At 37.6% G+C, this 12,050-nt stretch carries 12 protein-coding genes; 6 read left to right on the forward strand and 6 right to left on the reverse strand.

Annotation, left to right across the window (positions count from 1 at the left end):
* The first annotated feature begins 102 nt into the window (after window positions 1-102).
* From ACZ427_RS05365 to ACZ427_RS05380, 4 genes are all read left to right on the forward strand, one after another.
* Window positions 103-210 (forward strand): protein YhfH, encoded by a 108-nt coding sequence (locus ACZ427_RS05365; RefSeq protein ID WP_461178471.1) that lies wholly within the window; start codon window positions 103-105, stop codon window positions 208-210.
* Window positions 211-623: 413 nt separating this feature from the next.
* The gene (gene aceA / locus ACZ427_RS05370) at window positions 624-1,901 is read left to right on the forward strand and encodes an isocitrate lyase (RefSeq protein WP_461178472.1); all 1,278 of its coding nucleotides are present in this window, start codon (window positions 624-626) and stop codon (window positions 1,899-1,901) included.
* 331 nt (window positions 1,902-2,232) lie between these two features.
* A complete protein-coding gene (locus ACZ427_RS05375) occupies window positions 2,233-3,519 on the forward strand; it encodes a C40 family peptidase (protein WP_461178473.1) in 1,287 nt (428 codons plus the stop codon).
* A 389-nt stretch (window positions 3,520-3,908) separates the two neighbouring features.
* Entirely contained in the window at window positions 3,909-5,402 is a 1,494-nt protein-coding gene (locus ACZ427_RS05380; RefSeq protein WP_461178474.1) for a BCCT family transporter, read from the forward strand.
* 40 nt (window positions 5,403-5,442) lie between these two features.
* On the opposite strand, the gene ACZ427_RS05385 is transcribed toward ACZ427_RS05380, so the two are convergent.
* On the reverse strand, window positions 5,443-6,009 hold the full coding sequence (locus ACZ427_RS05385) for a YitT family protein (protein ID WP_461178475.1): 567 nt from the start codon (window positions 6,007-6,009) through the stop codon (window positions 5,443-5,445).
* Between the two features lie 162 nt (window positions 6,010-6,171).
* Here ACZ427_RS05385 and ACZ427_RS05390 point away from each other — a divergent pair, with 162 nt between their 5' ends.
* Window positions 6,172-6,975 carry a VLRF1 family aeRF1-type release factor gene (locus ACZ427_RS05390; protein WP_461178476.1) on the forward strand — a complete coding sequence of 268 codons (804 nt, stop codon included), beginning with the start codon at window positions 6,172-6,174 and terminating at the stop codon, window positions 6,973-6,975.
* A gap of 40 nt (window positions 6,976-7,015) precedes the next feature.
* Here ACZ427_RS05390 and ACZ427_RS05395 read toward each other — a convergent pair whose 3' ends face one another.
* From ACZ427_RS05395 to ACZ427_RS05415, 5 genes are all read right to left on the reverse strand, one after another.
* The gene (locus ACZ427_RS05395; protein WP_461178477.1) at window positions 7,016-7,486 is read right to left on the reverse strand and encodes an SH3 domain-containing protein; all 471 of its coding nucleotides are present in this window, start codon (window positions 7,484-7,486) and stop codon (window positions 7,016-7,018) included.
* Between the two features lie 101 nt (window positions 7,487-7,587).
* Window positions 7,588-8,001 carry a Fur family transcriptional regulator gene (locus tag ACZ427_RS05400; RefSeq protein ID WP_461178478.1) on the reverse strand — a complete coding sequence of 138 codons (414 nt, stop codon included), beginning with the start codon at window positions 7,999-8,001 and terminating at the stop codon, window positions 7,588-7,590.
* Window positions 7,998-8,852: a metal ABC transporter permease gene (locus ACZ427_RS05405; RefSeq protein WP_461178479.1), complete on the reverse strand. Its 855-nt coding sequence runs from the start codon at window positions 8,850-8,852 to the stop codon at window positions 7,998-8,000. Before ACZ427_RS05405 ends, ACZ427_RS05400 begins: the two co-directional genes overlap by 4 nt.
* A 16-nt stretch (window positions 8,853-8,868) precedes the next feature.
* Entirely contained in the window at window positions 8,869-9,624 is a 756-nt protein-coding gene (locus tag ACZ427_RS05410; RefSeq protein ID WP_461178480.1) for a metal ABC transporter ATP-binding protein, read from the reverse strand.
* 59 nt (window positions 9,625-9,683) lie between these two features.
* A complete protein-coding gene (locus ACZ427_RS05415) occupies window positions 9,684-10,637 on the reverse strand; it encodes a metal ABC transporter solute-binding protein, Zn/Mn family (RefSeq protein WP_461178481.1) in 954 nt (317 codons plus the stop codon).
* A gap of 301 nt (window positions 10,638-10,938) precedes the next feature.
* On the opposite strand from ACZ427_RS05415, the gene copZ reads away from it, so the two are divergent.
* Window positions 10,939-11,145 (forward strand): copper chaperone CopZ, encoded by a 207-nt coding sequence (gene copZ / locus ACZ427_RS05420; RefSeq protein ID WP_461178482.1) that lies wholly within the window; start codon window positions 10,939-10,941, stop codon window positions 11,143-11,145.
* Window positions 11,146-12,050 lie beyond the last annotated feature (905 nt).

A 12,050-nucleotide genomic window follows, 5' to 3' on the forward strand; every position in this document is an offset into this window, starting at 1 on the left:
TTTTTTTAAAAAAGGGTTGAAATTTTCTGATTAAGCATTTACACTGTATTATAACAAATAAAGAAATTAAATATTTGTTATACAACAAAAGGAGGAATTAAGATGATGAAAATGAAAGAAAGAATGATGTGTCCAGAGTGTGGAGAACAGGTGGATCCGCAAAGTTATTCAATGGAGTGTGATTATTGCTTGTCTAAAAAAGTGGATTAATTTTTTGTATATTTTGTTATATAACAATAAAATAATAAAGTTATTGTATTACAACAAAAGGAGGAATTAAAATGATGGAAATGAAAGAAAGAATGATATGTCCAGAGTGTGGAGAACAGGTGGATCCGCAAAGTTATTCAATGGAGTGTGATTATTGCTTGTCCAAAAAAGTGGATTAATTTTTTTGCCCACATTGTTATACAACAATGAAAATTAATGATTGTTGTACCATAACAAAGGAAATTTCTAGTACTGTAAATGGAAATTGAGTAACCATTCGACAAGGTTTCACGGGAGATGCACTTATAGATTTATGGAAAGTTGTACACTGATTTGAAGCGCTTATTAGCAATGATTTTGCTAAAACTTCTGACACTTCCACATAGGGAGAATTATAAAAGGGGGAACAAATAATGGATATGAATCGTGTAGAAATACTGAAAAAGGAATGGGAGAATAATATTCGATGGGTAGATATTGAGCGTCCGTATGCAGCTGAAGAGGTTATCCGGCTGCGGGGTTCCATTGATATTGAATACACCCTGGCAACACGGGGGGCAAATAAATTATGGGAAATGATTAACACAGAAGATTATGTAAATGCATTGGGTGCACTCACCGGAAATCAGGCAGTTCAGCAAGTGAAAGCTGGTTTGAAGGCAATATACTTAAGTGGCTGGCAAGTTGCCGCAGATGCGAATATGGCTGGTCAGATGTATCCGGACCAGAGCTTGTATCCCGTAAATAGTGTTCCAAATGTGGTGAAGCGCATTAATCAGGCACTGCAGCGCTCGGATCAGATACATTTCGCAGAAGGAAATGAGGATATCGATTGGTTTGCCCCGATTGTGGCAGATGCTGAAGCTGGGTTTGGCGGACAATTGAATGTGTTTGAACTGATGAAAGCAATGATAGAAGCAGGAGCGTCCGCAGTTCATTTTGAAGATCAGCTTTCATCTGAGAAAAAATGCGGGCATCTGGGAGGGAAGGTCCTGTTACCGACACAAACAGCGGTGAAAAACCTGATTGCTGCACGATTTGCCGCAGATGTGATGGGAACACCAACATTAATTATTGCAAGAACAGACGCGAATGCAGCTGATATGATTACAAGTAATGTAGATTCATATGATGAGCCGTTTATTACTGGGGAGCGGACGTCAGAAGGCTTCTTTAAGACGAAATCGGGAATTGACCAGGCAATCGCCCGTGGTATAGCATATGCGCCATATGCTGACCTTATCTGGTGTGAGACCTCCGAGCCGAATCTGGAAGAAGCACAAAAATTTGCAGATGCTATCCATGAAAAATATCCTAACAAATTGCTGGCATATAACTGCTCTCCATCTTTTAACTGGAAACAGAAACTATCAGATTCTGAGATTGCCAATTTCCAGAAGGAGCTAGGTAAGATGGGCTATAAATTCCAGTTTGTTACATTGGCAGGATTTCATGCATTAAACCATAGTATGTTTGAACTAGCCAGAAAATACAAAGATGGTGGAATGGAGGCATATTCTCAACTGCAGCAGGAGGAATTTGCCAGTGAAAAATATGGCTATAGTGCAACACGTCATCAGCGGGAAGTTGGTACAGGATATTTTGATGAGGTGGCACAGGTAATTACTGGTGGAACTTCTTCCACAGCTGCTCTGAAGGGATCTACAGAAGAAGCGCAATTTAGCAAATAACTCGAGTAAAAGATGCATCTGTAAAATAGGATGCATCTTTTGTTATCGACCCGAAAGGTTTTTGTCGAATTTGAAATATAATTGTAATATTTATATTATCTCTCTGTCATTTTCTTCTGTTATAATACGAATTACCTAATAGATGAGACAACATAGATAAATAAAATATTACACATTCCTGCAAATTAACTGTAAAAAAGCGAATAAGGCATACATATTGAAGTATTGAAAAATTGGCTAATCGCCATATCATTAACCAGCCTTAGTTGCACATTTACAGTGGGGAAAACTAAATAGTTTTGCGGGGGTAAAAAGAAGGGGAACGAGAAGGTTGAAAAAGTTATTTATGACCATTACCACTGTTGGCGTGGTTGGTTTAGGCAGTGTATTTTTAGGAACAGCAGCTTATGCAGATTCAATCGATGATTTGAAAGATAAACAGACGCAGATTGAAGATGAGCGAGCAACAATCAAAGCAAATCTTTCAGACGCTGAAGCAGATATTGCAGATGTATTAATAGAGTTGGAAAAATTAAAAGCGGAAATTGAAAAAGTCAATGGAGCTTTAGAAGAAAATCAAGATACGCTGGACAAAACTGAAGCAGATATTTCAGATAAAGAGGATGAGGTAGCATCACTTGAAAATGAAATCGCTGAATTAGAAGAAGCAATAGAAAAGCGTCATAAGATATTGGAAGAACGTGTTATTTCTCTTCAAAAAAGCGGCGGTAACATCGCTTTTTTAGAAGTATTATTCGGTTCCCAGAATTTTGGGGATTTCATCAGCCGTGCATCTGTAGTTAATAAAATTGCCGATTCTGATGCAAAATTAATGGAGCGTCAGGAAGAAGACAAAAAAGAAGTGGAAGAAAAACAAAACACTGTGTTAGACAACTTGGAAGAATTAAAGGATATGGAAACAGAACTTAAAGGTATGCAGGAATTGATAAAAGAGCAGAAACATGAAAATCAAGATAAAATTGGAACATTACAGAATAAAGAAGAAGAATTGACTACACAAATTAAAGAACTTGAAATAGAAGATAATAATCTGGCAGCACTGGAATCAGCAGTAGAAGAAAGTATTACGGCTGCTTCCCAACCAGTTGCAGCATCGACTGCTACAGCTGGAGATGCCGCAAATTCCGAGAGTTCGGATGGGGATCTAGTTACATTAAGTAAAGAAGAAAATGAAAATAGCAGTACGAAAGAAAGCACGAAAAGTAAATCGGATTCTAAACCATCCAGTGGTAGTGGAATGAGCGCAGTTATCAACGCGGGGTACCCGCATATTGGCACACCATATGTTTGGGGTGGAAAAACTCCTAGTGGATTTGATTGCTCTGGTTTCGTATCATGGGCATTCGCGCAGGGCGGTTATTCGATTCCATCCAGTACCTCAGCTCTGGCTGGTACGGGAACCAAAGTTTCTTACAATGATATTCAGCCTGGCGATATCGTATTCTTTAATACGTATAAAACAAATGGTCATGTTGGTATCTATGTTGGCGGTGGAAACTTTATTGGTGCACAAAATTCAACTGGACTAGATGTAGCCAGTATGACAAGCGGTTATTGGGAAGATAAGTTTGCCGGCCATGTAAGACGTGTAAACTAATAAAATCAAATCAAACTTATGATAGAACTTGGCTCCTGCCAATGCTTAGGCATCTGCCTTCGTTATCCTCATGCAGTAAGAAAATTTTAAGCTTTCTTAACTGCTAAATAAAATGATCCTGTTAAAACTTTGCAGGGTCATTTTTTAATGGTAAAATATTGTATGGGTTTTAATTCCATTACAACTGACTGAATTATCTTTCCAGTTACTAGGTTAATAGTTATATTCTGAAACATGAGGTGATTTAACTTTTTAGAACATTGGTACTTAAAGGATTCAGGAGTTGTGGTTTAGTATTATAGAGGTTGGGTAAAATATAATATATTCCTTGATTCTGTCACTACATATTTAATTGGAAAGATAAAAACTTTAAATGGAAAGGACATATTATGAATAAAAAGTCTTATCAAAATCCGGTATTTTTTATATCGGTAATTATTGTAACGGCACTAGTTCTGATAGGAGCTTTCATGCCAGAGCAATTTGGTACGGTCGCTCAGGCACTTTTTGATTTTACAACTGTGAATTTCGGATGGTTTTATTTATTAGCAGTATTTGCTATCATCCTATTCTTAATTGGCATTTCCATAAGCAAACACGGGAAAACGCGATTAGGACCTTCGGATTCTAGACCGGAATACCCGTTTTTTACTTGGATTGGTATGCTGTTCTCGGCAGGGTTTGGAGTGTCCCTTGTTTTTTGGAGTGTCGCAGAACCAATGAGTCATTACTTTGTGACTCCATTTCCTGGGCTTGAAGAGCAGACAGAGGAAGCAGCCAGAGTGGCAATGGGCTATTCCTTCTTCCATTGGGGAGTAAGTCAGTGGGCCGTTTTTGCGATGGCTGGACTCGCAATTGCTTTTCTTCAATTCAGAAAAAACAGGAGTGGATTGATTTCAGCTGCCATTGAACCTGTTGTCGGGAAAAACAAGTCCATAGCAAATACAATTAATATATTGGCTGTAATAGCTACAGTTATGGGGGTAGCAACAACTGTCGGACTCTCGTTTATACAGCTGAATGGTGGGTTATCCTCTGTATTTAATATCCCGAATAATATTGGAGTTCAAGTAATCATCGCCCTGGTCATGCTGGGCTGTTATTTAATTTCTTCCGGTACAGGGTTGGATAAAGGAATTAAATGGTTGAGTAACATAAATTTGGCACTGGCTCTTCTTATTATGTTATTTGTATTTATACTGGGACCAACTGTATTTATTTTAAACAGCTTTGTGTTGGGCTTAGGTGATTATATTGTCAATTTTGTTCAGTACAGTTTGCGTCTAACACCATATGCAGGGGGCGAATGGGTTTACCAGTGGACGATATTCTACTGGGCATGGGCCATTGCCTGGTCTCCATTTGTAGGGGCATTTGTCGCAAGGGTATCCAGAGGAAGAACTGTCCGTGAATTTGTCACTGGGGTGATGGTAGTACCACCTGCTATTGCTTGTATCTGGATTGCAGTATTCGGTGGTACAGCAGTGTACAGTGATTTAAATAATGGAACACAAATTGCAGAGGCGGTAAACAACGATGTAACCGTAGCATTATTTGAAGCTTTAGCCGTTGTTCCGTTCACGGATATTCTATCGGTTATTTCGATACTGCTGATTTTTACATTCATGGTAACTTCTGCTGACTCTGCAACTTATATTTTAGGTACCATGACCTCAAAAGGAAGTTTGAATCCGGCTCTTATAACCAAAATAATTTGGGGTGTGTTAATTACCTCAATTGCTCTTGTATTATTGTTTACAGGCGGGTTGGATGCGTTGCAAACCGCTTCATTAACAGCGGCCTTGCCATTTACGATTATTCTGCTTATTATGATTGTAGCAATCATGAAATCATTAAAAGTGGAGAAAAAGCAAAATAAATAATAATAAAAGCAGTTAAAAGTTCTTTCTTTTAGCTGCTTTTTTATGTAAACCGGTGGAGGATGGTTGAAGTCGTGAAACCAATTATTCCAACCATTATGCATGAATAAATGAACGTTACCTCTGGGATAAAGAACCAACCAGCTAACAGGATAATGGAATCAATCATAAAAATATAAATTCCAGCATTAATAGCCGTTCTTTTAGCTAATATTAATGCGAGAAGATCTGTCCCGCCTGTACTGGTTTCTGAAACAAGCATGATACCTATTCCTGTACCAATAAAAACACCTCCTGTTAAAGAGCTGAATAATAAAGACGAGGGATTCCATATGGTAAATGTGGAAAAAACATCAATGAAAAAAGAAGAGACTAGAAGTCCATGCACACCATTGTAAAAGTATCTTCTATTATAAAAAAACGCAATGCTATATAAAGGGATACTCAATAAGATAATCGTTAACCCCGGCTTTACGCCAAAAGCATAGTTTGCAATTAAACCAATGCCAATGATGCCCCCGTCCAGTAAATGGTGTGGTATCACAAAATAATTTACTCCTAAAGCTATAAACAAACTTCCTGTTAGTATGGCCAAACTCTTTTTCAGCAACAAAACCCCACCTTGTCCCAAGTCTCTTATTTACAACATATGAAATCACAGCAGGCTTCATGAATTTAATTAGACCATGGAGGTATGTTTACACCACAGGGATATCGGATAAACACTACTAAGCGGAAGATATAACTTACCCAAAGGAGTGTTGATATAACGATGGATTTGAATAGCGAAATTCAAAAAATGAAACGGATAAGAAAAGATGATGGAAATAAAATATTCACCATGTACTTAAACACCGATCCTTCCGACCCGGATCAGCAAGGTGGCGAATGGAAAATACATTATAAAAACGGCATGCGAAATTTTGAACAATATTTAAAAGAAGACAGGGACAAAGAAGAACTGAAAAATTTCCAGCTAGTTAAAGATAAAGTAAATAAATTCGTTAAAGGGAACGAACAGAATTACCTAAAAGGCATGGTTATTTTTGCTACGGCAGACGAAGAAGTATGGTTTGCTCAACGTGTCCAGATGCCAGTGAAAACGGAATTTTTCTGGCAGGAAACCGCAGAATTAGGACAAATTGAAAGATTGAGTGAGGAATTTCCAAAGTCAGGAATTGTTCTTGTTCAGCAAGATGAAATAAAGGTTATCGAAGCCTATTTAAATCAAATAGAAGAGACATTTTCTTACGAACTGGATTTAAACACAGAAGACTGGAAGGAAAAACTTGGTCCGCGTAAAGGACTTGGGACAACTGGAAAGGGTTCAACTAATTTGCAGACGGACAGTTTTGAGGCAAGGTATAATGCAAACAAACAGCGCTGGTATAAGAAAATCGCACCGAAACTGGACAAGCGTGCAAAAGATAGTCAATGGGAGAAAATTTATGTATTGGGGGAACCTGATTCTTCTAATGAGTTAAAATCTCAGATGAACAAACCTGTAGATGAAGTAATCCAGAAAAATTTGCTGGATCATGAGGAATCAAAAGTACTGCAGGAAGTATTTGGATAGAAAAAAGAGCCAGGGATGCAATCCCGGGCTCTTTTCACCTTTATTCATCATCTAAATATTTTTCATTGACATAACCGGTAAGCGCTTCTGTTGTTACTTGAACCCAACCATCCGGATCATTATAATCTTCTACTTCCACTTCCTGGTCGAGTGTAACTACCCCCATAATTTCATCATCGAGACTAGGGCCACTACGAACATTTAATGAATCTACATTAACATATTTTGTTGAATACGTAACCGTTTCTTCCTCTGATTCCTCATCGTTCTGTTCATCTTCTTCATCCGTTGAAGAATCGGCCGAATTTTGTTTGTTTTCTATTTCACCGGAAACATCTTCTTCTTTATTCGTTTCAATCTCCTGTGTTTCATCCGTTGACGAAACCGCTTGTGTTCCGGTTGCTGCAAACTCCGGATTCATGAAGTTATGTTGCATAATAGCAACAAATGCGATAAATGCTGCAGCAAAAATGGTCATGCAAAAAATGATAATCCCCTTATATCTGTTCATTTCTCAAATCTCCTATATTTTTATATCTAGAACGTATTATACATGAAACGTATGGAAAGTTGGAATGTTTCCTATAATTAAGTGAAAAATATTTGATAGACCTAAGCACTTTTACATAGTGGGCATAAACCATAAATTTCAAATTTATGTCCTTCAATCGCATAGTTGGCCAGCGTTTTTTGTACATCATCCATTGGACATACTTCGATTTCCTTTGTTTTCCCGCATTCATTACAGATAAAATGATGGTGGTGATGATGGGCACAACTCATACGGAAATGTTTTTCTCCATTTAATTCTGTTGTTTCCAAAATACCTACTTCATCATATAAATGCAGATTACGATAAACCGTATCAAAGCTAATGCCTTCATAGCTTTCTTCCATATGTTGGATTAGATCCTTGGCGGTGCGATAACCATCAACATCTTCAAAATAGGCTAATATATCCTTTCTTTTTCCTGTTGTCTTATAACCTTTATCTTTTAAAAGTTCGATTGCTTCATTAATATTCATTCCGCTTCCCTCACTTTTTTCGATGGTACTGCAAAACGTTTTACACCTATGGAAAGTAATAGAATGGCTATAGATATCATTACGATTGTTCCGCCAGGCGGTATGTTTAAATAGTAACCTGAGATTAATCCGATAATAACAGCTAATTCTCCAAATAGAATCGATAAGAACATCATCTGCTTAAAGCCTTTTGCCAATCTCATGGCTGCGGCAACTGGTAATGTCATTAATGCTGATACTAATAATACTCCTACAATACGAATGGAAGCTGCGATTACCAATGCAGTTAAAACGATAAAGAGCAAATGGATTCGCTTTGTATGAATTCCGGATACTGCTGCATGTTCTTCATCGAACGATAACGTGAATAGTTCCTTATAAAATAATGATACAATAAGTATAACGAAGATGGAAATACCTAATATGGAAAAGAAATCATTTTGACTGACAGCTGATACGGAGCCAAACAGATACGTAAATAAGTCTGTATTGAATCCATCAGCCACGGAGATAAAAATAACACTCAGCCCTACAGCTGCAGACATAATAATTGGAATGGCAAGCTCCTCATACGTTTTGTAAACGGACCGTAACTTTTCAATTAAAACAGAGCCAATAACAGAAAATGCCATTCCACTGTAAAAAGGAGTTATAAAGGTAATTGCAAATTTTTTCTCAATTAGCAACCCGAAAGCAATACCTGCCAATGTTACATGAGATAGGGCGTCCGCAATTAAAGAGAGTCGCCTTACCACAATAAATGTACCGAGTAATGGCGCGATAATTCCAATTAATAAACCTGTTAAAAATGTATTTCGTAAAAAGTCGTATTCAAAAAAATCTACTAGCATAACTGTGCCTCCAACATTAATGATCGTGGGTAACAATGTGTATGGGATGTCCATATAGTCGGGATAAATCCTTCTCGGTTAATGAACGGTATTCTGCAGGGTTCCCATGGAAATGCAATGTTTTATTTAAGCAGACAATATCTGTCGCATGTTCCGTTATGGTACCTGTATCATGGGTTACAAGTAATAAGGTGATATTACGTTGCTCATTTAAATCATGTAAAAGCTCATAAAAACGCTGAACATTTTCGAAATCAACACCTACTGTAGGCTCATCTAAGATAAGCAATTCAGGTTCATTGACAAGCGAACGTGCAATGAATATACGTTGTTGTTGCCCGCCTGAAAGATTTCCTATATTTTCATAAGCATATTCCAGCATCCCTACTTGATCAATCGCATGTAATATCATCTTTTTATGTTTACGATTAAAGAATTTAAGATATCCAACTTTGGCTGTAAGTCCCATCGAGACGACTTCAAATACAGTTGAAGGGAAACCTGTATTGAATGCATTGGCTTTTTGTGATACAAACCCCACTTTATTCCATTCTTTAAACTTTTCAATCGGTTGGTTCAGCACATGGATGTTTCCTTCACTAGGTTTTAGGAGACCAAGAATTAATTTAATTAACGTTGTTTTCCCCCCTCCGTTAGGGCCAAGTAAACCCATGAAAGAACCTCGGGGAATTTCAAAGTTTATATGATTAAGCACTTTTTTTTGTTCGTACATAAAGCTGATATTTTTCATGGATACAACCGGTTCGTTCATCATAATTCTCCTCTTTAAATTTTCGTATAAACAGGCGTAATTAATCGAGAGTTTATCGCCTATTTTGTAGCTTTATCCAACACATCCAAATTACGTTTCATCAAGGATATGTAATCTTCATCATTGCTAATATCTTCATCAGTCAATGTAGAAAGATTATGAATGACCAGCGTTTCTGCATCGATCTGATCTCTAATAATTTCCGAAATCTTTGTGGAAACATTTTGTTCAAAAATGATATATTCTAACTCATGTTTTTCTGCTTCATCTATTATTTCAATTAATTCCTTCTGGGAAGGCTCGTTTGTTGATGATACTCCATGAACAGAAATTTGTTCAATTCCATATCTTTCTTCCCAATATCCGAATGCCGCATGAGAGACTAATATTTTTTTGTTGGTTTTGGTGTCTAATGCATTGGAAAATGCATGATCCAATTCCAATAATTCTTCCTCTAATACTTCTAAGTTTTCATTAAATAGTTCTTGATTTTCTGGATTTAATTCCACTAGTTCATCTTTAATAATATGCGCCATTTCTATCATGCGAACCGGGTCCAGCCAAATATGAGGATTCAAATCGCCATGGTTGTGATCATCATTTGAATGGGCTTCTTCGTTATGTTCATGGGTATCTTCAGAATCACTGAAAAGTTGTTCATGCTTTCCAATCTCTATCAACTTGACAGACTGAGAATCCAATGCATCTGCAGCAGTTTCCGCGAATCCTTCCATTCCCGCTCCTAAATAAAAAAACGCGTCGCTTTCAGCTATGGTTGTTATGTCGCGTGAGGTAGGTTCATAGGTATGTGCGTCTACTCCTGGTGGGTAAACAGATTCGGTGGTTACACGATCTCCAGCAATTTGTTCCACAGCATACTGAATTGGGTAGACTGTCGTATAAATTGTAAGCGTTGAATTATCGTCTTTGCCAGCTTCTTGATTTGACGAGCTGCAGCCGATTGTAATAATAGCTAGTCCAGCCAAGAAGATTATAGTTTTAAAAAATTTCACGTTTATAAATGCCTCCCCGTTTCCTTTTTAAGCCGTTAAAAAATAAAACTTATCTTACTATATTAAAGGCAATAAAGACTTCTGCCGAAAAATATGGCAAGAAGTCACATTTTCTTTTCATATCATACCGTAATCGTTACGATTTGTAAATAGGAATGATTACGATTATCTTTGAAAATAGTATATTAGGCAAGTCATGGATAAAAATTTGGGGTAGAGTACACGTTTTATCTGTTGGAAAATCGGATACAGTGTAATAAAGCATGAATAAAAGAGATGAATTTGAAAGGAGCAATGAAAAATGCAAACAACTTTAGATGTACACGGTATGACATGCGCTCACTGTGAATCCGCGGTAAAAGGCGCCTTAGAAGAATTAAATGGGGTAACCGGGGTGGAAGTGCACTTAAATACTGGCAAGGTCGATGTAACCTATGATGATGTAGATGTGAGTATTGCTGCTATGCGAGAAGCAGTCGAAGATCAGGGGTATGATGTAGTAGTATAGGAAAAAGCTGGTTTCCCATGGGAAATCAGCTTTTTGGCAGTAAATAAACCAACATGGCGGCTAAGAGCATGCCGCGACCACTCTATAATGAAAACAACTAATTAAACCAGAAGGCTGTTTTCTAAAAGACTTGAAACTGGATTACTCGCCCACCGAAAAAATTATATCTTTTGATACAAAAGATATAAAAGACGACGTAACTTAACAGTGATTTCCTCTCATCCCTTACAAAATAGGTGCTAATACAGCGCTGCTTAAAAAATACTCGATTTCCACGGGGAACGCTTCAGCCTCGGGCCAACACGATGTTGGTCACATAGGCGTTGCCCCAGGACGGGGCGTTCTTAGCCTATGTTCTTTAATTCGCTCGCTGTGGGGTCTTCAGACTGTTCCTTTTCCCGTTGGAGTCTCGCATTTTTTAAGCAGCTTAGAATAGCTTTCTTTTTCAGGGAGAAAATGTCCATGAAACATAAATTCCATGTGCTTTATCCTTTCTATAATCAGAACACCATTCCAAGCGTAGGCAGAATGCGTAGACACCTGTGGGCATAGCACGAGTCTGAAGACCCCGGAAGAAGCGTTCTTTGCTTCTGAGGAGGCTGAAGCCGTGCCCACTAAAAAGCGAAGTATTCTGCCGAAGCGATTGTGATAGCACTCGGGTTCAAAGGAAATGAAAGAAGCAAAATCACGATAAAGTTACTTTGTCTTTTATATCAATTGCGACGTTAAAGGCAACGAAATTTACCAAATGAGCCAATCGGAAAAAGGTATAATCTTGGGATATACTGAATAATTTCCCCCGTTCTAATAACAGTTGTTTTCATAAAACATATAAAACTTTCTTACTGCATAAGTGCAGGCTTTGTCCTTTCTCTACAAGGAATACTAAATTTTTAGATTAAACT

Source organism: Virgibacillus ainsalahensis (assembly GCF_055380755.1).

Excerpts from the sequence above, each read along its gene's own strand:
- copZ (WP_461178482.1), top strand. The coding sequence starts at position 10,939 with ATGCAAACAACTTTAGATGTACACGGTATGACATGCGCTCACTGTGAA.
- ACZ427_RS05400 (WP_461178478.1), bottom strand. The coding sequence starts at position 8,001 with ATGAATATTAATGAAGCAATCGAACTTTTAAAAGATAAAGGTTATAAG.
- ACZ427_RS05405 (WP_461178479.1), bottom strand. The coding sequence starts at position 8,852 with ATGCTAGTAGATTTTTTTGAATACGACTTTTTACGAAATACATTTTTA.
- ACZ427_RS05410 (WP_461178480.1), bottom strand. The coding sequence starts at position 9,624 with ATGAACGAACCGGTTGTATCCATGAAAAATATCAGCTTTATGTACGAA.
- ACZ427_RS05390 (WP_461178476.1), top strand. The coding sequence starts at position 6,172 with ATGGATTTGAATAGCGAAATTCAAAAAATGAAACGGATAAGAAAAGAT.
- ACZ427_RS05365 (WP_461178471.1), top strand. The coding sequence starts at position 103 with ATGATGAAAATGAAAGAAAGAATGATGTGTCCAGAGTGTGGAGAACAG.
- ACZ427_RS05395 (WP_461178477.1), bottom strand. The coding sequence starts at position 7,486 with ATGAACAGATATAAGGGGATTATCATTTTTTGCATGACCATTTTTGCT.
- aceA (WP_461178472.1), top strand. The coding sequence starts at position 624 with ATGGATATGAATCGTGTAGAAATACTGAAAAAGGAATGGGAGAATAAT.
- ACZ427_RS05380 (WP_461178474.1), top strand. The coding sequence starts at position 3,909 with ATGAATAAAAAGTCTTATCAAAATCCGGTATTTTTTATATCGGTAATT.